The 21,737-nt window shown below is 40.8% G+C and carries 31 protein-coding genes and 1 pseudogene; 29 read left to right on the top strand and 3 right to left on the bottom strand.

Features of this window, described 5'->3' with window-relative positions; translation table 11 throughout:
• From J7I90_RS19030 to rpsI, 22 genes and pseudogenes are all read left to right on the top strand, one after another.
• Positions 1–186 (top strand): type Z 30S ribosomal protein S14, encoded by a 186-nt coding sequence (locus J7I90_RS19030; RefSeq protein WP_034304998.1) that lies wholly within the window; start codon positions 1–3, stop codon positions 184–186.
• 30 nt (positions 187–216) lie between these two features.
• The gene (gene rpsH, locus J7I90_RS19025) at positions 217–615 is read left to right on the top strand and encodes a 30S ribosomal protein S8 (RefSeq protein WP_034304995.1); all 399 of its coding nucleotides are present in this window, start codon (positions 217–219) and stop codon (positions 613–615) included.
• A gap of 30 nt (positions 616–645) precedes the next feature.
• Positions 646–1,182, top strand: coding sequence for a 50S ribosomal protein L6 (gene rplF / locus J7I90_RS19020; RefSeq protein WP_048677892.1), 537 nt, complete (start codon positions 646–648; stop codon positions 1,180–1,182).
• Between the two features lie 32 nt (positions 1,183–1,214).
• Positions 1,215–1,577 (top strand): 50S ribosomal protein L18, encoded by a 363-nt coding sequence (gene rplR, locus J7I90_RS19015; RefSeq protein ID WP_034304989.1) that lies wholly within the window; start codon positions 1,215–1,217, stop codon positions 1,575–1,577.
• Between the two features lie 22 nt (positions 1,578–1,599).
• Positions 1,600–2,100 (top strand): 30S ribosomal protein S5, encoded by a 501-nt coding sequence (rpsE, locus tag J7I90_RS19010; RefSeq protein WP_034304987.1) that lies wholly within the window; start codon positions 1,600–1,602, stop codon positions 2,098–2,100.
• Between the two features lie 16 nt (positions 2,101–2,116).
• Positions 2,117–2,299 (top strand): 50S ribosomal protein L30, encoded by a 183-nt coding sequence (gene rpmD / locus J7I90_RS19005; protein WP_034304984.1) that lies wholly within the window; start codon positions 2,117–2,119, stop codon positions 2,297–2,299.
• Positions 2,300–2,331: 32 nt separating this feature from the next.
• Positions 2,332–2,772: a 50S ribosomal protein L15 gene (gene rplO / locus J7I90_RS19000; RefSeq protein ID WP_034304982.1), complete on the top strand. Its 441-nt coding sequence runs from the start codon at positions 2,332–2,334 to the stop codon at positions 2,770–2,772.
• Complete coding sequence (gene secY, locus J7I90_RS18995; protein ID WP_034304981.1) at positions 2,772–4,067, top strand: preprotein translocase subunit SecY; 1,296 nt, start codon at positions 2,772–2,774, stop codon at positions 4,065–4,067. The genes rplO and secY overlap by 1 nt, the downstream gene beginning before the upstream one ends.
• A 58-nt stretch (positions 4,068–4,125) precedes the next feature.
• Positions 4,126–4,779 carry an adenylate kinase gene (locus J7I90_RS18990; RefSeq protein ID WP_048677894.1) on the top strand — a complete coding sequence of 218 codons (654 nt, stop codon included), beginning with the start codon at positions 4,126–4,128 and terminating at the stop codon, positions 4,777–4,779.
• A gap of 71 nt (positions 4,780–4,850) precedes the next feature.
• Positions 4,851–5,302, top strand: a pseudogene (locus J7I90_RS27505) (M24 family metallopeptidase); the annotation flags it as partial.
• Positions 5,303–5,344: 42 nt separating this feature from the next.
• Positions 5,345–5,563 carry a translation initiation factor IF-1 gene (infA, locus tag J7I90_RS18980; RefSeq protein ID WP_028390440.1) on the top strand — a complete coding sequence of 73 codons (219 nt, stop codon included), beginning with the start codon at positions 5,345–5,347 and terminating at the stop codon, positions 5,561–5,563.
• Between the two features lie 40 nt (positions 5,564–5,603).
• Entirely contained in the window at positions 5,604–5,717 is a 114-nt protein-coding gene (gene rpmJ / locus J7I90_RS18975; protein ID WP_003156543.1) for a 50S ribosomal protein L36, read from the top strand.
• Between the two features lie 22 nt (positions 5,718–5,739).
• Positions 5,740–6,105, top strand: coding sequence for a 30S ribosomal protein S13 (rpsM, locus tag J7I90_RS18970; protein ID WP_034304978.1), 366 nt, complete (start codon positions 5,740–5,742; stop codon positions 6,103–6,105).
• A gap of 22 nt (positions 6,106–6,127) precedes the next feature.
• Positions 6,128–6,517: a 30S ribosomal protein S11 gene (gene rpsK, locus J7I90_RS18965; RefSeq protein ID WP_028390438.1), complete on the top strand. Its 390-nt coding sequence runs from the start codon at positions 6,128–6,130 to the stop codon at positions 6,515–6,517.
• A gap of 177 nt (positions 6,518–6,694) precedes the next feature.
• Complete coding sequence (locus J7I90_RS18960) at positions 6,695–7,639, top strand: DNA-directed RNA polymerase subunit alpha (RefSeq protein ID WP_034304976.1); 945 nt, start codon at positions 6,695–6,697, stop codon at positions 7,637–7,639.
• Positions 7,640–7,722: 83 nt separating this feature from the next.
• Positions 7,723–8,085 carry a 50S ribosomal protein L17 gene (gene rplQ / locus J7I90_RS18955; RefSeq protein ID WP_034304973.1) on the top strand — a complete coding sequence of 121 codons (363 nt, stop codon included), beginning with the start codon at positions 7,723–7,725 and terminating at the stop codon, positions 8,083–8,085.
• Positions 8,086–8,450: 365 nt separating this feature from the next.
• The gene (locus tag J7I90_RS18950; RefSeq protein WP_034304970.1) at positions 8,451–9,290 is read left to right on the top strand and encodes an energy-coupling factor ABC transporter ATP-binding protein; all 840 of its coding nucleotides are present in this window, start codon (positions 8,451–8,453) and stop codon (positions 9,288–9,290) included.
• Positions 9,266–10,132: an energy-coupling factor ABC transporter ATP-binding protein gene (locus J7I90_RS18945; protein ID WP_214773327.1), complete on the top strand. Its 867-nt coding sequence runs from the start codon at positions 9,266–9,268 to the stop codon at positions 10,130–10,132. Before J7I90_RS18950 ends, J7I90_RS18945 begins: the two co-directional genes overlap by 25 nt.
• On the top strand, positions 10,132–10,929 hold the full coding sequence (locus J7I90_RS18940) for an energy-coupling factor transporter transmembrane component T family protein (protein ID WP_048677921.1): 798 nt from the start codon (positions 10,132–10,134) through the stop codon (positions 10,927–10,929). The genes J7I90_RS18945 and J7I90_RS18940 overlap by 1 nt, the downstream gene beginning before the upstream one ends.
• 14 nt (positions 10,930–10,943) lie before the next feature.
• Positions 10,944–11,684, top strand: coding sequence for a tRNA pseudouridine(38-40) synthase TruA (gene truA, locus J7I90_RS18935; RefSeq protein ID WP_251025378.1), 741 nt, complete (start codon positions 10,944–10,946; stop codon positions 11,682–11,684).
• Between the two features lie 267 nt (positions 11,685–11,951).
• Positions 11,952–12,389, top strand: a complete 438-nt coding sequence (gene rplM, locus J7I90_RS18930; RefSeq protein ID WP_034304960.1) for a 50S ribosomal protein L13 — start codon at positions 11,952–11,954, stop codon at positions 12,387–12,389.
• Between the two features lie 20 nt (positions 12,390–12,409).
• Complete coding sequence (rpsI, locus tag J7I90_RS18925; protein WP_034304957.1) at positions 12,410–12,802, top strand: 30S ribosomal protein S9; 393 nt, start codon at positions 12,410–12,412, stop codon at positions 12,800–12,802.
• Positions 12,803–12,927: 125 nt separating this feature from the next.
• On the opposite strand, the gene J7I90_RS18920 is transcribed toward rpsI, so the two are convergent.
• The gene (locus J7I90_RS18920; RefSeq protein WP_214773326.1) at positions 12,928–14,376 is read right to left on the bottom strand and encodes a DHA2 family efflux MFS transporter permease subunit; all 1,449 of its coding nucleotides are present in this window, start codon (positions 14,374–14,376) and stop codon (positions 12,928–12,930) included.
• Between the two features lie 170 nt (positions 14,377–14,546).
• On the opposite strand from J7I90_RS18920, the gene J7I90_RS18915 reads away from it, so the two are divergent.
• The 5 genes from J7I90_RS18915 (at position 14,547) to J7I90_RS18895 (ending at position 18,830) form a co-directional block, all read left to right on the top strand.
• Positions 14,547–15,095: a TetR/AcrR family transcriptional regulator gene (locus tag J7I90_RS18915; RefSeq protein ID WP_214773325.1), complete on the top strand. Its 549-nt coding sequence runs from the start codon at positions 14,547–14,549 to the stop codon at positions 15,093–15,095.
• Positions 15,096–15,326: 231 nt separating this feature from the next.
• Positions 15,327–15,857: an ECF transporter S component gene (locus J7I90_RS18910; RefSeq protein WP_214773324.1), complete on the top strand. Its 531-nt coding sequence runs from the start codon at positions 15,327–15,329 to the stop codon at positions 15,855–15,857.
• Between the two features lie 550 nt (positions 15,858–16,407).
• On the top strand, positions 16,408–16,833 hold the full coding sequence (locus J7I90_RS18905) for a DUF2521 family protein (protein WP_034304952.1): 426 nt from the start codon (positions 16,408–16,410) through the stop codon (positions 16,831–16,833).
• 82 nt (positions 16,834–16,915) lie between these two features.
• Entirely contained in the window at positions 16,916–17,632 is a 717-nt protein-coding gene (cwlD, locus tag J7I90_RS18900) for an N-acetylmuramoyl-L-alanine amidase CwlD (protein ID WP_214773323.1), read from the top strand.
• A 139-nt stretch (positions 17,633–17,771) separates the two neighbouring features.
• Positions 17,772–18,830, top strand: a complete 1,059-nt coding sequence (locus tag J7I90_RS18895; RefSeq protein WP_214773322.1) for an Mrp/NBP35 family ATP-binding protein — start codon at positions 17,772–17,774, stop codon at positions 18,828–18,830.
• A 43-nt stretch (positions 18,831–18,873) separates the two neighbouring features.
• Here J7I90_RS18895 and gerD read toward each other — a convergent pair whose 3' ends face one another.
• Positions 18,874–19,434, bottom strand: a complete 561-nt coding sequence (gene gerD, locus J7I90_RS18890; RefSeq protein WP_214773321.1) for a spore germination lipoprotein GerD — start codon at positions 19,432–19,434, stop codon at positions 18,874–18,876.
• Positions 19,435–19,571: 137 nt separating this feature from the next.
• Between gerD and J7I90_RS18885 the strand changes: the two genes are divergently transcribed.
• Positions 19,572–20,252, top strand: a complete 681-nt coding sequence (locus J7I90_RS18885) for a KinB-signaling pathway activation protein (protein ID WP_214773320.1) — start codon at positions 19,572–19,574, stop codon at positions 20,250–20,252.
• A gap of 92 nt (positions 20,253–20,344) precedes the next feature.
• On the opposite strand, the gene pdaB is transcribed toward J7I90_RS18885, so the two are convergent.
• A complete protein-coding gene (gene pdaB / locus J7I90_RS18880; protein ID WP_214773319.1) occupies positions 20,345–21,097 on the bottom strand; it encodes a polysaccharide deacetylase family sporulation protein PdaB in 753 nt (250 codons plus the stop codon).
• A 132-nt stretch (positions 21,098–21,229) separates the two neighbouring features.
• On the opposite strand from pdaB, the gene J7I90_RS18875 reads away from it, so the two are divergent.
• On the top strand, positions 21,230–21,454 hold the full coding sequence (locus J7I90_RS18875; RefSeq protein ID WP_214773318.1) for a hypothetical protein: 225 nt from the start codon (positions 21,230–21,232) through the stop codon (positions 21,452–21,454).
• The last annotated feature ends 283 nt before the right edge of the window (positions 21,455–21,737 follow it).

Genomic DNA, 21,737 nt, shown 5'->3' with positions numbered 1-21,737 from the left:
GTGGCTAAAAAGTCTATGATCGTAAAGCAAAAACGCGAACAGAAGTTTAAAGTACAAGAATATACACGTTGCGAACGTTGCGGACGTCCACATTCTGTATTACGTAAATTTAAACTTTGTCGTATTTGTTTCCGCGAACTTGCATATAAAGGACAAATTCCTGGCGTTAAAAAAGCTAGCTGGTAAAACCCGAGTTTGGGAAGGAGGTAAAATATAATGGTCATGACAGATCCTATTGCAGATATGCTTACTCGCATCCGTAATGCGAATATGGTTCGTCACGAAAAACTGGAAGTTCCTGCTTCAAAGATCAAAAAGGAAATTGCTGAGATCTTAAAAAGTGAAGGCTTCGTACGTGACTTTGAATTAATCGAAGACAACAAACAAGGTATCATCCGTATCTTCTTAAAATACGGTGCAAACAACGAACGTGTTATCACTGGTCTAAAACGTATCAGCAAACCTGGTTTGCGTGTATATGCTAAAACTGGAGAGGTACCACGCGTTCTTAACGGTTTAGGTATCGCAATTGTTTCTACTTCTCACGGAGTTTTAACAGACAAAGAAGCTCGCTCTAAACAAGTTGGCGGAGAAGTTTTAGCATACGTTTGGTAATACATTTTCACAAGAATGGAGGTGCACATTATGTCTCGTATAGGTAAAAAACCTATTGAAATCCCTGCAGGCGTAACAGTTACTGTTACTGGAAGTGAAGTAACTGTTAAAGGACCTAAAGGTGAATTATCTAGATCATTCAGTCCTGACCTTTCAATCGTTGTTGAAGAGAACGTGTTAACTGTTACACGTCCGTCTGACGAGAAGACTCACCGTTCTTTACACGGTACTACTCGCGCGCTTATCTCTAACATGATCGAAGGTGTATCAACAGGTTTCGTAAAATCACTTGAACTTATTGGGGTTGGGTACCGTGCACAAAAGCAAGGTAACAAGCTTATCCTTAACGTAGGATATTCCCACCCTGTAGAAATAGAGCCAGAAGCTGGCGTTGAAGTAGAAGTTCCTTCTAATACAAAAGTAATCGTCAAAGGTGCAAGCAAAGAACGTGTAGGAGCTCTAGCAGCTAATATCCGTGATGTTCGCCCGCCTGAACCGTATAAAGGTAAAGGTATCCGTTACGAAGGCGAATTCGTTCGTCGTAAAGAAGGTAAAACTGGTAAGTAATGCCGCATAAGTAAACGAAAGGAGTGACGTAAATGATTACGAAGCTTGATAAAAATGCTACTCGTCAGAAAAGACATGCGCGTGTACGTGCTAAGCTTTCTGGAACAGAAGCTCGTCCTCGTTTAAATGTGTTTCGTTCAAACAAACACATTTACGCACAATTAATTGACGATGCAAAAGGCGTAACATTGGCAAGTGCTTCAACTCTTGATAAAGAGATCGGTATCGAAGCAGGTAGCAATGCTGAAGCAGCTCAAAAAGTTGGCGAACTTATTGCGAAACGTGCTGTTGAAAAAGGTTTCAAAGCTGTGGTTTTTGACCGCGGTGGTTACCTCTTCCATGGTCGTGTTAAAGCATTGGCTGACGCTGCTCGTGAAAACGGCTTAGAATTTTAATGGATAAGGAGGGACATAACAGATGCGTAGCATTGATCCTAATAAATTAGAACTTGAAGAACGCGTAGTTACAGTAAATCGTGTAGCTAAAGTTGTTAAAGGCGGACGTCGTTTCCGTTTCACTGCACTAGTTGTTGTTGGTGATAAAAATGGTCATGTTGGATTTGGTACTGGTAAAGCTCAAGAAGTTCCGGATGCTATCCGTAAAGCTATTGAGGATGCTAAGAAAAATCTAATTACTGTACCAATGGTTGGTACTACTATTCCTCACCTTGTGAACGGTCGCTATGGCGCAGGTCACATTCTATTGAAACCAGCTTCTGAAGGTACAGGAGTAATTGCTGGTGGTCCTGTTCGTGCGGTACTTGAATTAGGCGGAGTTAGCGATATCTTGTCTAAATCACTAGGTACTAATACACCTATTAATATGGTTCGCGCAACAATTGAAGGATTGAAGCAATTGAAACGTGCTGAAGACGTAGCTAAGTTACGTGGAAAATCAGTACAAGAACTGTTAGGATAAGGAGGGAAATCGAATTATGGCTAATAAATTAGAAATCACCCTCACTCGCAGCTTGATTGGTCGTCCTGAAGATCAACGTGTTACAGTTAACACTTTGGGTTTACGCAAAATGCATCAAACGGTTGTTCAAGAAGATAACCCTGCGATTCGCGGTATGATTACCAAAGTTGCTCATCTTGTTACTGTAAAAGAACAATAAAATAATTTTTAACTTAACAAGGAGGTGCCAACATGAAACTTCATGAGTTAAAAGCTGCAGAAGGTTCTCGTAAAGAACGTAAACGTAAAGGTCGCGGTATTGGATCTGGTAACGGTAAAACAGCAGGTAAAGGACACAAAGGACAAAACGCTCGCTCCGGCGGCGGTGTGCGTCTTGGATTTGAAGGGGGTCAAACTCCTCTATTCAGACGTTTACCTAAACGTGGATTTACCAACATCAACCGTAAAGACTATGCTATCGTAAACCTTGATACGTTGAATCTTTTCGAAGACGGTACTGAAGTAACACCAGCTCTTTTACTTGAGACTGGGGTTGTAAGTAAAGAAAAAGCAGGAATCAAGATTCTTGCCAAAGGAAGCATTGAGAAAAAGCTTACTGTTAAAGCTCACAAATTCTCGTCTACTGCTAAAGAAGCTATCGAAGCTGCTGGCGGTAATACAGAGGTGATCTAATGTTTCGCACGATCTCCAATTTTATGCGCGTGGGTGAAATAAGGAATAAGATTATTTTTACCCTTCTAATGTTAATCGTCTATCGCATCGGTACATTTATACCTGTACCGCATGTGAATGCCGATTTTCTCGCTGAACAGGACCAGCTGAGCGTCATCGGGCTTTTAAATACCTTTGGCGGTGGGGCACTGCAAAACTTTTCCATATTAGCGATGGGTATCATGCCGTACATCACGGCATCCATCATCGTTCAGCTGTTACAGATGGATGTTGTTCCTAAGTTCACTGAATGGTCTAAACAAGGGGAAGCAGGGCGCCGTAAATTAGCTCAATTTACTCGTTACTTCACTATTATCCTAGGATTTATCCAAGCAGTTGGTATGTCCTATGGGTTCAATAATATGTCAGGTGGACAGTTGATTGAAAATCCTGGGATTGCAACATACTTGCTTATTGCGACTGTCTTAACGGCAGGAACAGCTTTTCTTTTGTGGTTAGGGGAGCTGATCACTGCTAAGGGTGTGGGTAATGGGATTTCCATCATTATCTTTGCTGGTATCGTAGCTAGTTTGCCTACTACGGCAAATCAGATTTACGCACAGCAATTTGAAAATGCCGGGGATCAATTATTCTTACGAATCATAACGATTATCCTCATTGTTTTAGCAGTATTAGCAATCGTGGTTGCTGTTATCTTCATTCAGCAGGCATTACGTAAAATTCCTATTCAGTATGCGAAACGTGCTGCGGTAGGTCGTACGCAAATGGGTGGCCAGTCTACTCATTTACCATTGAAAGTAAATGCTGCGGGGGTTATTCCGGTAATCTTTGCAATGGCATTTATCATTACTCCCACTACAATCGCTTCTTTCTTTGGAAAGAACAGCGTGACTAGCTGGATTTCAACAAATCTTGATTACACCAAACCAATTGGTATGATCATATATGTTGCTCTTATCATTGCTTTTGCGTATTTTTATGCTTTCATTCAGGTTAATCCAGAACAAATGGCTGAGAATTTGAAAAAGCAAGGTGGCTATGTGCCGGGGATTCGTCCAGGTAAGAGTACACAAGAATATTTAACACGTGTTTTATACCGTTTGACGTTTGTAGGCTCGATATTCTTGGCCATCATTGCCGTTTTACCGGTATTTTTCATTAAGCTTGCTGATCTGCCTCAATCTGCACAGATTGGTGGTACCAGTTTGCTGATCGTAGTCGGGGTTGCCCTTGATACGATGAAGCAGCTGGAATCACAACTTGTGAAGAGACACTATAAAGGCTTTATAAAGTAATGAGTTTTGGGAACGGCTTGTTCCCTTTACCCATTATAGAGTTTGAGGGGGAAGAAAATTGAATCTAGTGTTAATGGGTCTGCCGGGTGCTGGTAAAGGCACTCAAGCTGAACAAATCGTAGAAAAATATAATATCCCTCATATCTCTACTGGAGATATGTTCCGAACAGCTATCAAAGATGGAACAGACCTAGGTCTAAAGGCGAAATCATTCATGGACAAAGGCGAATTGGTACCTGATGAAGTTACCATTGGCATCGTACGTGAGCGTTTAAGCAAGGAAGACTGCCTAAGAGGATTTTTGCTTGATGGATTTCCACGTACTGTGGCACAGGCAGAGGCACTTGAAAGCATTCTAACTGATTTAGATCGCAATATGAATTTTGTCATTAATATCGATGTTGATAAAAGCATCTTAATGGAAAGATTGACAGGACGTCGTATTTGCAAATCATGTGGTGCGACATACCATCTTGTATTCAATCCTCCTGCTAAAGATGATGTATGCGACCGCTGCGGCGGAGAATTATATCAACGTGCCGACGATAATGCTGAAACGGTTCAAAATCGCTTAGATGTGAATTTGAAACAAACCAAGCCACTTCTTGATTTCTACGGAGACAAAGGTTACTTGGTCAACATTAACGGACAGCAAGATATTAATAAGGTATTTGAAGATATCGATGTGTTGCTTGGTGCTTTACAAAATTAATCATATGTATTGATTTATGAAATTCATACCATTTTTATAACTTACTAGTTAAACTTGGTGCATTCCTATAATACAAAGGGTATAATGGATTTCGCGAGAGCATTCGCACATTTATTAATCAGGTTCTTGTACTTGGTATTCCCTGAATTGGGCGATTACTTTTTAAGTGATCTTCATGGACATATCCGGTCGGCAAAATTGATGAAGAAATGCAGTGACTCTATTGGGATTCCTAAAGAGTCGTGATATAGAGGGTTGAAAGAAGCTATGTCAGGCGTGCGCCTTTCAAACATCTCCCATGCTATTCAAACCTATGTCGAGACTAATTGCTTCTCTATTTCGAGAGTATGTCGGTCACGGAATCGGTCAAGACTTACATGAGGACCCATAAAATCCTCATTTCGGTCCAACTGATAAAGGTCCTCAGTTAAAGCCTGGTTCTACAAAATGGTGAATACTTGATGCAGAATTGTAAGACTTATGAGGATAATTGGACTGTAGTAATGTTGACGGAAAGATGTGCACCTTTAATAGGTTCACGCATAGAGAAGGGAGAATCACTTTAATGGCGAAAGATGATGTAATTGAAGTAGAAGGCACAGTACAAGAGACTTTGCCAAATGCAATGTTTAAGGTAGAATTAGAAAATGGTCATACTGTTTTAGCTCATGTATCCGGTAAAATTCGTATGCACTTTATTCGCATTTTGCCTGGAGATAAAGTTACGGTTGAGCTTTCCCCGTATGATCTAACTCGCGGCAGAATCACATACCGGTTCAAATAATCCGGTTACGCTCCGATCTGTATAAGGAGGTTAGATAGCAATGAAAGTCAGACCATCAGTCAAACCAATCTGCGAAAAGTGTAAAGTTATCCGCAGAAAAGGTAAAGTAATGGTTATTTGCGAAAACCCTAAACATAAACAAAAACAAGGCTAAATAGAAGGAGGTGCACTCAAGCATGGCACGTATTGCTGGAGTAGATATTCCCCGTGACAAACGTATTGTTATCTCATTAACATATATATATGGTATTGGAAAACAAACAGCGATCAAGATTCTTGCAGAAGCAGGCGTTTCTGAAGAAACTCGCGTTCGTGACTTAACGGAAGACGAATTGAACAAAATTCGTGATATCATTGACAAGCTTAAAGTAGAAGGCGACCTTCGTCGTGAAATCTCCCTAAACATCAAACGTTTAATGGAAATCGGTTCTTACCGTGGTTTACGTCACCGTCGTGGTCTTCCTGTTCGCGGTCAAAATACAAAAAACAATGCTCGTACGCGTAAAGGACCTCGTCGTACTGTAGCTAACAAGAAAAAATAATTAGTAAAGGAGGTTACTTTTCATGGCACGTAAAACTAATACACGTAAACGTCGTGTGAAAAAGAATATAGAAACTGGTATTGCACATATTCGTTCAACTTTCAATAACACTATCGTTACGATCACTGACTCTCATGGTAATGCTATTTCTTGGTCAAGTGCTGGAGCTCTAGGATTCCGTGGATCTCGTAAATCCACTCCATTTGCTGCACAAATGGCTGCTGAAACAGCTGCTAAAACATCAATTGAACATGGTATGAAAACTCTTGAAGTTACAGTTAAAGGACCTGGTGCTGGACGTGAGGCTGCCATTCGTGCACTTCAAGCTGCTGGCCTAGAAGTAACTGCAATTAAAGATGTAACTCCAGTTCCACATAACGGATGCCGTCCACCAAAACGTCGCCGTGTTTAATTTTTCTGTATAGATTTTGTATTCCTGTCAATAATGGGATATAATACTGAGTTTGCGTTCTTACAGAGGATTAATTTTCAGTTGTTGCGCACAGCGGGAACGTATACATGGGGAATTTCGGTTTAAGTGACTTCGTTTACTTGCCGGGGTTTTGACGTTTTGAAGGAGGGTTTATTGATGATCGAAATAGAAAAACCAAAAATCGAAACGGTTGAAATCAACGACGATACCAAGTACGGTAAATTCGTCGTAGAGCCACTAGAGCGTGGGTATGGTACTACATTGGGTAACTCCTTACGTCGTATCCTTTTATCCTCACTCCCAGGTGCTGCTGTCACAGCTATACAAATTGATGGAGTGCTACATGAGTTCTCAACAATTGAAGGCGTCGTGGAAGATGTAACATCTATCATTCTTAATGTGAAAAAACTAGCTCTTAAGATTTACTCTGATGAAGAGAAGACGCTGGAAATTGACGTTCAGGGTGACGGAGTCATCACGGCTGCTGATATCACTCATGATAGTGATGTAGAAATTCTTAATCCGGATTTATATATTGCTACAATTGGTAAAAACGGTCATATGCGTATGCGTTTATCTGCACGTCGCGGCCGCGGCTACACTCCTGCTGTTCAAAACAAGAGAGAAGACCAGCCAATTGGTGTAATTCCAATCGATGCTCTTTACACTCCGGTTTCACGCGTATCTTTCCAAGTTGAAAATACACGTGTTGGACAGTTGTCTAACTTTGACAAGTTAACGTTTGATGTTTGGACTGATGGCAGTACTGGTCCGCAAGAAGCGGTAGCACTTGGAGCTAAGATTTTAACAGAGCATTTAAATATCTTTGTTGGTTTAACCGATGAAGCTCAAAATGCTGAAATCATGGTTGAAAAAGAAGAAGATCAAAAAGAAAAAGTTCTTGAGATGACGATCGAAGAATTGGACCTTTCTGTTCGTTCTTACAACTGCTTGAAGCGTGCTGGAATCAATACCGTTCAAGAGCTAGCTCATAAAACGGAAGAAGATATGATGAAAGTACGTAATCTAGGTCGTAAATCACTTGAAGAAGTGAAAGCGAAACTAGAAGAATTAGGCTTAGGTCTTCGTAAAGACGACTGATAACATGGCGGAATCAATCCATTATGTTGTGAGCCTTGTTATTGACACACAATATAGAACTTCAACAAAGGAGGGAATCTCTAATGGGTTACAGAAAGTTAGGACGCACTAGCGCACAACGTAAAGCATTACTTCGTGATTTAGCTACGGATCTTATTATCCATGAGCGCATTGAAACTACTGAAGCACGTGCAAAAGAATTACGTTCTGTAGTAGATAAAATGATCACTCTTGGTAAACGTGGTGACTTGCATGCACGCCGTCAAGCTGCATCTTTCATCCGTAACGAAATCGCTGACGCTGAGAATGGCACAGATGCCCTTCAAAAACTATTCAGTGACGTGGCTCCACGTTATGAAGAACGTCAAGGTGGATACACTCGTATCATGAAAGTTGGTCCACGCCGCGGTGACGGTGCACCAGTCGTGGTTATTGAATTAGTTTAATAACAACGATGAAAAAGGGCGGGACAAATGAATATACTCACTTGTTCTATGCCCTTTTTCTTTTTTTTAATAGAAATTCTGTACTTTAGAAATTCGCATTGAGTGTTACGATGGCTGGCGGAACCTGTACATACGGGGAGCCTTCACGTCTAGCTCAAGCATCCCTTCCCGCTTTTGATAAGCGATTATAAGATAACCTGTTTTTCGTAACAGGCCCGCTGTTAGCTGCTCTTAATTTACCGAAAATTCTTTCGGTGGAAGGGGTGCAGCGTTTTTTTATATTTTCAGAAGGAAAAACTACTATTTTTATATTGAGTGAGCAGAGATTAGTTTAGGCGAGTGCAGTCGAGGATGAGGAGGGCCACATGGTGAAGAAGCTGGTTTCTTTAAATAATATTGTTTTTAAATATGAGGGTCAGTCTCGAAACGCCTTGGATGATGTTTCTTTTGATATTCATCAAGGGGAGTGGCTAGCGATTGTCGGACATAATGGTTCTGGCAAGTCGACATTAGCGAAGTTATTGAATGGCCTTCAGTTCGCTAACTCAGGTACCATTACGATTAATGATCAACTTTTGACAGAAGAATCCGTTTGGGATGTACGCCAGAAAATTGGCATGGTTTTTCAAAACCCAGATAATCAATTTGTAGGCACTACAGTTCAGGATGATGTGGCTTTTGGTTTAGAAAACGCCGGTGTTTCTCAGCAGGTTATGGTGGAGCGTGTTCATGGTGCGTTAAATAAGGTTAAGATGAATGCCTTTCTTAATCAAGAGCCGCACCATCTATCCGGCGGTCAAAAGCAAAGAGTGGCCATCGCGGGTGTAATAGCCTTGCAGCCAGACATAATCATCTTAGATGAAGCAACCTCCATGCTTGACCCAAGAGGCCGTGAAGAAGTGCTTGAAACAGTTAGGGAATTAAAACAGGAAAACGAGATCACTGTCATATCAATCACCCATGATCTTGAGGAAGCTGCGAAAGCTGATCGAATGATAGTCATGAACCAAGGTCGGTTATATCGTGAAGGATCGCCTCAGGATATTTTTGAGTTAGAGGAAGAATTGATTGCTCTTGGTCTGGATATTCCCTTTTCAGTGAAACTAACCAAGGAGTTACAAAAAAATGGTGTTCGTGTAGTTGATGGGCATTTGACAGAGGAAGAGTTGGTGAAGGATTTATGCGAATTACACTCGATGATGTAGAATACCGCTATCAGGTGAATACTCCTTTTGAACATCTAGCCCTTCATGATGTCAATATTTCAATGGAGCCGGGAACCTATACCGCAATCATCGGGCATACAGGGTCCGGGAAATCCACGCTACTGCAGCATTTGAATGCTCTTTTAAAACCGACGAAGGGTCGGGTTTTCATTGGGGATCGGACGATTGAAGCCGGAAGAAAAGAAAAGGCTTTGCGGCCAATAAGACAAAAGGTCGGAATTGTTTTTCAGTTTCCGGAACATCAGTTATTTGATGAAACGGTTGAAAAGGATATATGTTTCGGTCCTATGAATTTTGGCGTTTCTGAAATCGATGCAAAGAAACTGGCCAGGAAAGCCATTGCGCAAGTCGGATTGAATGAGGAAGTTCTTGAGAAGTCTCCATTCGACTTATCCGGCGGACAAATGCGACGGGTGGCCATCGCTGGGGTACTTGCCATGGAGCCGGAAGTATTGGTCCTTGATGAGCCCACAGCGGGACTGGATCCGCGAGGACGCAAAGAAATCATGGATATGTTTTATGAGCTCCATAAAGCAAGGGGCATTTCAACGATTCTGGTGACCCATAGCATGGAGGATGCAGCCAAGTACGCGGATGACATCATTATCATGCATAAGGGTACGGTGTTCAAAAAAGGAACCCCCCAGGAAATTTTCTCAGAGCCGGAACAATTAATGGAGCTAGGCCTGGATGTTCCTGATACGGTCCGCTTTCAGCTAAAGCTCCAGAAGGAACTTGGTGTTCGATTTGATCATCCATGTCTTAATATTGGTGATTTAGCGATAGAAATAGATAAAGCCATGAAACGGGGGAACCGCTGATGCTGGATAAAATGATTATCGGGCGTTATGTCCCTGCGAATTCATTGATGCACAAGATGGACCCAAGGGCTAAACTGCTCCTCGTGTTCCTGTTTGTTTGTGTCGTCTTTTTGGCGAATAATGTCGTTTCTTACGGTTTGCTTGCTGTATTCACCATCCTTTTGATCAGTCTTTCCAAAATACCGCTTCGTTATCTTTATAATGGGTTGAAGCCAATTTTTTTCTTGATCGTATTTACATTCCTTCTCCATATATTGTTTACGAAGGAAGGGGAATTGCTTTTTGAATACGGGTGGTTTGAAATCTATGAAGGCGGTTTGATTCAAGGTTTTTTCATATCCATTAGATTTACTTTACTAATCCTTGTTACGTCACTTTTAACTTTGACGACATCCCCGATTTCCATTACAGACGGGATGGAAGAGCTGTTGGGACCTTTGAAAAAGTGGAAGATGCCTGTACATGAACTGGCATTGATGATGTCCATTGCCCTTCGATTCATCCCAACGCTAATGGAGGAAACGGAAAAAATCATGAAGGCCCAAACTGCAAGGGGCGTTGATTTTTCTTCTGGCCCGATAAAGGACAGAGTTAAATCGATTGTACCTCTGCTGGTTCCTTTATTTGTTAGTTCGTTCAAACGGGCCGAGGAATTGGCAACTGCCATGGAATCAAGAGGATACCGTGGCGGGGAAGGCCGCACGAAATATCGCCAATTGAACTGGAAGACGAGTGATAGTCTTTTGATGGTCTCAATAGGTGTTCTAACGGTCATGTTATTTTTATTACGTTCATAATAAGGAAGAGAACTATGCCAAAATATAAATGTGTGATCGCTTATGACGGCACGGATTTTGCTGGCTATCAGGTGCAGCCTGAGAAACGCACCATACAAAGTGAATTCGAGGCAGTCTTGGCCCAAATGCATAAAGGCACAATTATAAAAGTGACTGCTTCAGGCAGGACAGATTCTGGGGTCCATGCAAAGGGGCAGGTACTTCACTTTGAGTCACCCCTTACATTCCCTACTGAAAATTGGATAAAGGCGTTCAGCGCGCTTCTTCCGACCGATATCATCGCTCTGGAAGTCGATATCGTGCCTGACGATTTTCATGCGAGGTTCCATACCACTGGGAAAGAGTACCGTTATATCGTAGCCCGTTCGAAACTGCGGGATCCGTTTAAGCGGAATTACGCCTATCATTATCCGTACCCGTTAAATGTGAAGGCGATGAGGGAAGCAATCTCCTATTTGATAGGGACACATGACTTTACAAGTTTTTGTTCGGCAAAAACGGAAGTGGTCGATAAAGTTCGAACCATAAAAGAAATGGATTTTGAAGAGAGCGATGATTTCCTGGTTTTCCGCTTCGTTGGCGAAGGCTTTTTATATAATATGGTGCGTATCTTGGTTGGGACGCTCCTGGATGTCGGCAGCGGCAAGATGTCACCCCAAGATATGAGCGGGATTTTGGACAAAAAGGACCGCAGCTTTGCAGGGAAAACAGCACCTGCCCAAGGCTTGTATTTATGGAAAGTATTTTACAAATAAAAATATTTTCAAAGTGATACCAGTTTTTTTACAAATGGGTAATGGGCTGAAATCAGTAATGGAGCGGTTTGATGCGATACTGAGCTTTTCCTGGAGTTGCAGAGAGTGTTTTATAGACAACTTATCCTAGTGTAACATTCCCTTGACAATGAATCTGGGAGAAGTTAATATAATATGGTATGTATTTTAATCCCACGATAAGCCCCGGAAGTTTATTGTGATTGAAAATAAATATAAAAAATTAAAAAGTTTTTTAGGAGGTTAACCATGCGTACGACATTTATGGCGAAAGCTAATGAAGTAGAACGTAAATGGTATGTGATTGACGCTGAAGGCAAAACTTTGGGTCGCCTTTCTACTGAAGTAGCATCCATCTTACGTGGTAAACATAAACCAACTTTTACACCGAACATTGACACTGGTGATCATGTAATTCTTATCAATGTTGAAAAAATCCATTTGACTGGTAAAAAATTGACTGACAAAATTTATTACCGTCACACTATGCATCCAGGCGGTCTTAAAACTAGAACTGCTCTTGAAATGCGTACAAACTACCCTGAGAGAATGCTTGAACTTGCTATCAAAGGTATGCTTCCAAAGAATTCTCTTGGTCGTCAAATCTACAAAAAATTACACGTATACGCTGGAGCTGAGCACCCACACGCTGCTCAACAACCAGAAGTATACGAATTACGCGGATAATTACTAAGGAGGTTACTATCTTGGCACAAGTTCAATATTATGGTACTGGTCGCCGTAAGAGCTCAGTAGCTCGTGTACGTTTAGTACCAGGCGAAGGTCGCATCGTTATTAACGGTCGTGACATCAATGAATACATTCCTTTTGCAGCATTACGTGAAGTTGTTAACCAACCACTAGTTGCAACAGAAACTACTGGAAATTACGACGTTCTAGTAAATGTTAGCGGTGGTGGATATACTGGTCAAGCTGGAGCAATCCGTCACGGTATCGCTCGTGCATTGCTACAAGTTGATCCAGAATACCGTCCATCTCTTAAAACTGCTGGTTTACTAACTCGTGACCCACGTATGAAAGAACGTAAAAAATACGGTCTTAAAGGCGCACGTCGTGCACCTCAGTTCTCAAAACGTTAATTCTATTACCGTTTCGAAAGGCTCTCAACCATATTGGTTGGGGGCTTTTTTTTTGACTGGAATATTAAAAAGCATATCCGTGATCTCCCGGATATGCTTTATTTTAACTACTTCAGTTAACAATCTTAGTTTTGAGATTCACCTTCACCTTTATTGATTGCGGCTCTTTTCGGCATGAAGCATGCAATTATTAATGCGACAAAAGATAAGGCCAGCATGAAAACATAGGCATCGCTTGAGCCAAGAATGGAAGCTAATGCCTCTAGTTGTATAGCTGTATTGTTTTCATTTTCCATTGATAGCTCAGTGGCATGTGATGTTGCCTGCATGGTATATACTGTGATGATAACTGCTGTCCCGATGGCACCTGACAATTGGCGAATGGTATTATTTACAGCTGAACCATGGGAACCCAATTCTCTTGGTAAAGCATTCAACCCTGCTGTATTTAATGGCATGGTAATGAAGCTCAAACCAACTCGTAATATTATGGTACGAACCATGATATAGATATACGGCGTTGAGTCGCTTATATCTATGACTCCCCACATCGAAACAATGATGAATACCAAACCTGTAATAAAGAGTGGCTTAGCACCATATTTATCAAACATTTTACCTGTGACAGGGGATAAGAAGGCATTGATCACAGCTCCTGGTAATAGCAGTAAACCTGCTTCAAATGCTGTAAAACCTCGTCCATTCTGCAAGTAGATTGGCAAAAGGATTAAATCCGCATACATGATCATCGTAATTAGTACATTGATGAAGGATGTAAGCGTGAAAACTTTATACTTGAATACAGTTAAATTTAATAGTGGTTCGCTCGATTTCATTTGACGCAAACAGAAAAGAGTCGACACGATCATTCCGGCGATTATTGCAGTGATGACAACGGGGTCATTCCATCCCTTGCTTCCTGCGCTACTAAATCCAAATAATATACAGCCGAAACCAATCGTTGATAAAATGACACTTGTGATATCCAATTTTGCTTTTGTTGTCTCTGCAACATTCATTAAGTATTTGAACGCTAGAACGATGACGATCAGTAAGAATGGGATTAACCCAATGAATAGCCATCTCCATGAAACATATTCAATGATAAAACCAGATAAGGTCGGGGCTATGGCCGGGGCAAAAATTATCGCAAAGCCGATCGTCCCCATGATGCTTCCGCGCTTTTCGCTAGGATATAAATATAAAATTACCGTCATCATTAGAGGTATAATAATCCCGGCACCGATTGCTTGAATCATTCTGCCCGTTAACAGCATGCCAAAATTCCCCGCACATGCGCAAAGTACAGAGCCGATGAACAAAAAGAACATCGAGCTAATAAAAAGCTGTCTTGTTGTAAACCGTTGCATTAAAAAGGCAGTGATTGGCACTAAAACACCGTTCACTAGCATAAACCCTGTAGATAACCATTGTACAGTTGCTGCCGTTACATGAAATACTTCCATTAAACCGCTCAATGCGACATTTAATAAAGTCTGATTCAATGTTGATAAAAAACAACCGGCAATCAGCACAATTAATAAAACTTTTTTATTTCTTTCAGTTATGTCCATTCGTAAACCCCTTCATTTTTGGCTTGCATTCTCAACACTGTGTCGATAAAATCGATGGTAACAAAAATATATGTTACTTACCATGAACAGTTTTCTTGAAAATGTTCACTAATCGACATAGAAATATATGCTGTTGAGAAAGTTAAAGAAAATCTATAAAGGAGATTAAAATGTCTATATCTAAAAAAGAAGATCCTCGTACAATTCGCTCAAGGGAAATGTTTAAAAATGCGGTAATTGCTCTCTTATGCGAGGACCCCATCATTTCAAATTTAACGGTCCGGGAAATCGCAGCCAAAGCAGGGCTGAATCGGACAACATTTTACCTGCATTTTCAGGATATTCAAGATTTACTAACGCAAATCACCGACGAGATTCTAAATGAGCTATCGGAGAAAATTTTTGCTTTAATGCATGCAAAAGACTTATCGGAAAAACAACAGCTGACACAATTGCTTGATTATTTATATATCCATCGAAGTTATTTACTTATTTTATTTAAAACGAATCAGTTTGAAGAACAATTGTTTTCATTATTAAAGCAGTTAGTAGAAATAAGAAGGAAGAATACCAAGAAGGATTTACCTGCTGATTATGTTGATATTGACATTAAAACGGCATCTTTGGCAGGCATTATAATATGGTGGTTAAGAAAGGGGCTTCATTTTAGTTCAGATTATATTGCCAATCAAATTCATTTAATGTACAGAGTGCAATGATTCTTAATCCGTTAGAATGAATGGCCGCATCACGCCCCATGAACCTTCTGTGTCATGATATAAATCCTTATTTAACGCCGTGGGGAGGGTGCTTCGGATGTTGGGGATGGTAGGTCCCATTTGTATACACATGAGTTTATTTGTGGAATACAGAATTATTTGTAAAATCGATATTTATTAAGTCTTTGTTTAGGAGTATGATAATACTTAAAAAAAGAAAGAGGACTTCATATGAATTCAACATACTCACCGATTGAAACAACTAAAACAAAAGCCTTGGTCATCAATGCACTATTCATTGCGTTAACCCTTGTAGCGACAATGTTCATCAACATCAAGCTTCCGATAATGGGTAACGGCGGCCTGGTCCATTTGGGCAACGTTCCCCTTTTTATAGCAGCACTGGTATATGGGAAAAAAACAGGGGCGATAGCAGGTGCCTTCGGTATGGCCTTCTTCGATCTTTTCTCCGGGTGGGCAGCATGGGCACCGTTTACATTCGTCATCGTTGGAACAATGGGCTTTCTAGCAGGCCTAATATCCGAAAGGGTACCGGGCAAAAGAGAACTTGTATACACTTTGGCCGTTGCTGTTGCATTGATCATAAAAATCGTGGGCTATTATTTTACTGAAGTTATCCTTTACGGTAACTGGATCCAGCCATTCGGCTCCATCCCCGGAAACGTAATGCAGGTCGTAATAGCCGGAATAATCGTCGTGCCGCTAGCTGGCCGATTAAAGAAAAGGGCTGGACAGATATAAAATGAAACGAATATAGGAAGCCATACCAACTTTGTGTTGCACCATCAACTGGATATTGTACAAAGCTTTATGAACCTCTGGCAGTTCATCCTGGCAAGTAGGTGTGTATTAAATAAATTCGCTATTATAAAATGTAATATCATGTTAGATAAGGACATCCATTTCCCAAGGATGTCCTTTTTATCGATACATAACAAAGCTGGCTTGAATTTAAAAGAACACGACATGAATAATCAGTTGTGATCAATGTAAGACATGCGCAGTGAGCTACCCAAGTCGCAAGGTCTGCCTCGGGTAGCATCCTAAAGTGACGGGTTACGGGTGATAGTATCAATTTTTTCTGCGAGTAAACTTCATCTCGAATGTTTGGGCTGTCCTTTTAAGCTTCTTATGGAAGATAGCCTAGGATAGGCATTTCAATTACCTGCCGAACCTATCCTCATTAATTTTTGCCAATGGAATAAATGAATGGTTCAAAATAGAACGCTAAAACTAAATTATGTCTTGGGAAATAATTTTGGGAAATGGGGAATTGCCCCGGAGGTGAATTATGGCTGTGATATTAGGTTTACAGGAGATGCAAAGGGAAAGGCAATTGAAGTTCGAACGCAGGTTGCTCAGGGAACTTTCTATCGAGGATATGAAGGGGAGGATTCAGCGTTATTTCGGACAGGATTTGATGGATGTTTTGGAGGAAGGCTACTTCGATGTTGCCATCGAGGCTTATTTATTAGGAGCGAACTATAGTAAGTTTGGCTATTATGGGGAGTCGGAAGATGATGTAAGGTCCAGGTGCTGGAAGGAAGAGAAGTTTTTGGTCGATACTCTTTTTAACTTTATTTTGTATTGGCGGGAAGTTACAGCGAATAACGCTTTCGATGAAGGATTGTTTTATTGTTGTGAAGGATTTGTAGGCGATTGGTGGCTGGACGGTTTTAAGACTGGAGAAAAACGATATAAAATGAAACTGCATTAAGAAGGCAAAATCCCATTCCTTGTTCTAATTCCATGGTTTGTCCCATACTTTTTAGTAGAGAGATCATGGAAGGGGAACGGTCATGCGCAGAAAGCTGAAGTATACAGGAATAGCTATGGGATTGTTTGTCCTTTTTTTAATTGTGACTTTTAAATTCGTTGAAGATGATTCTTGGGACTCCTGGAACCTCCCGTTGGCAGGGAAGGTCATCATTCTTGATGCGGGTCACGGAGGAATGGACGGCGGGGCAAATGTACAAGAGATAATGGAAAAGGAAATTGCCCTTTCCGTTTCATTAAAGGTCAGGGACTATTTGCAGGAACAAGGTGCACTTGTCATCATGACCCGTGAGAAGGATGAGGATCTGGCACAGGGTAATACAAAGGGAATCCGCCAGCGAAAACAGGAGGACTTACGGAATCGGGTTAAAATGATCAATGATTCGGAAGCGGACTTATTCTTAAGCATTCATCTGAACTCTTTTCCATCGGCGTCATCTAAAGGTGCCCAAACCTTTTATACAAGCAGGTTTGAGGAAAATGAACAGGTCGCTAAATTCATTCAGACTGAAATCATCAGAAACCTGGAAAATACAAAGCGTGATGCAAGAACGATCAATCATGTGTATTTGTTGAATTATGCTAAGAAACCAGGAGCGCTTGTGGAAATTGGCTTTCTTTCCAATTCTGAGGAAAGGGAACGCCTTATCAGCGATAAATACCAAGAAAAGATTGCCAGTTCAATTTATATGGGGATTTTACGGTACTTCACAGAAGAAAAACTATCGGATGACGAGTGATGTCGGGGTCTTGTAAGGTACAAGGCCTTTTTATCATGGCGAAATAATCTGGTCTCGCATGCAAGGCAGATAATAAGTTTTCTTTCGGTAATATGTTATACTGAAAAATGGGAAAATAAAATTCAAAGGGGTGCTCGACTTGTTAACAGAAGAGAAAGTACTGAATTTATTAAAGGATCTTAAAGACCCTTTTCTACATAAAAACCTTGAAGAGACAAATGGAATTATAGAAATCAAAATAAAACCTGAAAAGAATCATGTAAGCGTTAAACTTGCGATTGCGAAAACGGGGACTGCCGAGCAAATGCAAATGCAATCCGAAGTTGTGGACTTGCTGAAAACGAACGGAGCGGAATCGGTAGGCATCCGTTTCACGGAACTTTCAGAAGAGGAATTAGCCAAGCATCGTGAAAGCATTCCCCAGGGTGAGGCGGACCAAGGTTTGCTTGGACCTAACAGTAAGACACAATTCATCGCGATCGCCAGTGGTAAAGGCGGAGTGGGAAAATCTACGATCTCAGTGAATTTAGCCACTTCACTTGCTCGTCTAGGCAAAAAGGTCGGACTGGTTGATGCCGATATTTACGGATTCAGCGTACCTGATATGATGGGGATAACAAAACGACCGGTTGTTCGCGGGGAAAAAATCATTCCTGTAGAACGGTTTGGCGTCCAAGTTATCTCAATGGGCTTTTTTGTAGAGGATAACGCGCCGATCATCTGGAGAGGGCCGATGCTGGGTAAAATGCTTAACAGTTTCTTTAATGAAGTGGAATGGGGAGATTTGGACTATTTGGTCCTTGACTTACCGCCGGGTACAGGCGATGTTGCATTGGATGTACATACGATGCTCCCTTCATGTAAAGAAATCATTGTTACGACACCGCATCCGACTGCAGCCTTCGTTGCTGCAAGAGCTGGTGCCATGGCCATCAAGACAGAACATGAAGTCATTGGTGTCATAGAGAATATGTCATTTTTCGAAAGTAAAACGACCGGTGAAAAAGAATATGTATTCGGAAAAGGCGGCGGAAAGAAGCTTGCAGAAGAGCTTCGTACAGAAGTTTTAGGTCAACTTCCCCTGCAACAGCCAGATTGGAACGAAGAGGACTTTGCTCCATCCATTTACGCAGCGGACCATAGGCTTGGCGGGATTTACGAAGATATTGCTAAAAAGGTCATTGAAAAACTGCATTAAAAGAAGGCTGATTCCGATTGGGAATCAGCCTTCTTGCATTTTTTTACTTTTTCTCCTTCTCGGCAGCTTTTGTGGCTGCTTTATCCAATTTCTCTTGCATTTTCGCTTGGACGAGAGGGCTCTCCATGGTCTCGATGATCAGCTCTTTATAAACCGATCGCATTTCCTTGGTTTTTAATAATTTATTCATTTCTTTTTCCATATCCGGTTCTTTCATTATTTCCATGAGCATTCCACGATACTGAGGATCAGCAGTTAAGTCCTTCAATATCTTTTTATGTTCGTCTTCTAATGCTTTAGCATAAGCGGAAGCAAATTCAGGATCATTGAATGTCTTTTTCCAAAATTCCTTCCCTTTATCTGAAGTGACCATATCTTCAATGGATTTCTTAATGGCATCCGAATCCATAATAAGTTCAGCTTTCGTTTTATCATCAGTAATGATATCCTGGATGGCCTTTTTTCCATCATCTGTCTTCAAGATATCGACGACCATTTTCTTTGTCTCTTCGTACTCCATTTTTTCTGCGCCTGCTCCATTTTGGGCACAACCGGAACAAACGAGTAAGAATGACGTGAAAAGCAAAGCAACTCCCACTCTCATACGCAGGGCCCCTTTCATCCTTCTTACTGTTAATATGGTTCCAATCGGCGATATTATTCCTTGGTGGAATAAGTGGATTTTTCCAAATTTGGTTGGTACAATTAAGGAAATGAAATAGAAATGTATGGAGGAAAACAATGAACAGCCGTAATTTAGTTAAATTGTTTTTAACAACATTGCTTATTGGTGGCGTAACTGGCGGAGTTGTAGGTTTCTTGGCTCGATGGAGTGAGTTTAAGCCTTATTTTTCTTCATTTGAAGTCAGTGCCATCCTATCAACTTTTATTTGGTTATTCGGTGTTGGATTAATTTTCAGTGTCATAAGCCAAGCCGGCTTTTTTGCCTATTTAACGATACATCGTTTTGGTCTGGGGATATTTAAAAGCGCTTCCTTATGGAATGCCGTTCAACTTGTACTCATTCTTTTTGTTGTATTCGACCTTGTTTACCTGCGATATCTTAGCTTTGGTTCAGGCGAGGGAATCAGTTCGTATATCGTGTTAGCATTGGTTGTATTGGCCGCAGGGCTTATTACCGCTTATTTCAAAATGAAACAAACGAATAAACAGTTTTTCATACCGGCCTTGTTTTTCATGGTTGTGGTCACGGTTTTGGAATGGGTACCTGTCCTGAAAACCAATGATGAAGGCTGGCTTTACTTCATGCTGTTTCCATTGCTAGTTTGCAATGCGTATCAATTATTGGTCCTTGGTAAATTGATTGAAATTTCACAAAAGGAATTGGCCGATAGGAGAGGGCGCAAGCAAACTCCAGCAAAGGGAAAGATGAAAGCCGGTCAATTAGGTAAAGGAAGCTAACCCATATGAAAGCCGGACCTTACATAATGAAGTCAAAACATAAAAAATGCGTACTAAAGGTTTAAGGAGACCATTAGTACGCATTTTTTTCATCAGTGGACTTCCTCACTGCTTGCCGAGGAATTGGAAATCATCTCTGAGACGTTAACGAAGTTTAAATTTTTTGATCGAAGTTCACTTAATAACTCCGGTAATGCTTTATTCGTTTGTTTTGCTGAGTCTGAAGCATGTAATAAAATGATATCCCCTTTTTGGGCCTTGGTGATGTTCTGTACGATCCGATCCACACCTGGATTGGTCCAATCCTTCGAATCGATACTCCAATGGACAACGGTATATCCGAATTTCTCGCTGATCTTCAAGAGTCGTTTATCAAAGTGGCCGGTGGGAGCGCGTAAAAGTTCTATATTCTTTACATTAAGTTTTTTGAATGCTTCCTGGGCTTTAGAAATATCCCGGATGATTTCTTGATCTTCCATTTCGGTATAATCCTTATAATCGTAACCAAGCATGCCGATTTCATATCCTTCTTTCACAATTTCAGCTACTATGTCAGGGTGGCGTTCTGCCCAAGATCCCGAAAGGAAAAAAGTGGCCGATTCAATCTTTTCTCTTTTTAATGTCTCTATTATCGGAGCTGCTTTCTCATCACCCCAGCCAATATTGAACGTGATCGCAACATTCTTTTCCCCTTTATAAACCGCTTTTGGCCCATCTTCCGTTGAAAAAACGGGAGCATGAAGAATGTTTTGTACAAAAAGAAACCAAGCGGTAAAAAGTGCGGTAAGCAAAATTAACGAATAATACTTGATGTTCTTGGCTTGAAGCACCATGAAAAATTTCATTAATCCATCCCCTTGTCCAAAGTACTCTTGTCTTCAAATTTATGCGCGAGGATTATTGTTATGCAAAAAAACGGGTTGAAAATTCATAAAATTGATGGGAATGGGGAAAGATGTCTGATGGAGGTGTGAACCATGCTCGGCTTATTGATCAATGACAAAGAAAAGATGGAATTGGAGTACCTTTTAAAAAGAGAGATGGATGAAATACTATTCGATTTGCAGGATGAAAGAATCGACCACATAGTCAAAAGGGCAATAAACGAGAAATATAATATCCTTTTCAGGCTGTTTAAAAGGGTGGGCACCGAGGAGGAAATCCTAATGTATATGAAGGGAAAATTGAATTTATCCAAGTGAAATCAATCATGAAATTTTAAAAGTGAATTAAATTCAAAAAACCTATTGACTATTGATTTATACGCTGGTATATTATAAAAGTTGCTGCAACGTCAAAGCGTTTGAAAAAGAATGATAAAAACTTTTTGAAAAAAGTTATTGACGAAGTGGTAATAAGATGTTAAGATATTAAAGTCGCTAAGAGAGATGGCGAACAAATTGCTCTTTGAAAACTGAACAAAACAAAGCGCCAACGTTAAATTTTAAGTGAGCACACACTATCAAAAAGCAAATGAGCAAGTCA

It is taken from the genome of Bacillus sp. ISL-57 (assembly GCF_018613135.1).
Classification (GTDB): Bacteria; Bacillota; Bacilli; order Bacillales; family DSM-1321; genus Peribacillus; species Peribacillus frigoritolerans.
The sequence above is the reverse complement of the archived record's forward strand: the minus strand, read 5'-3'. Positions and strand labels throughout refer to the sequence as shown.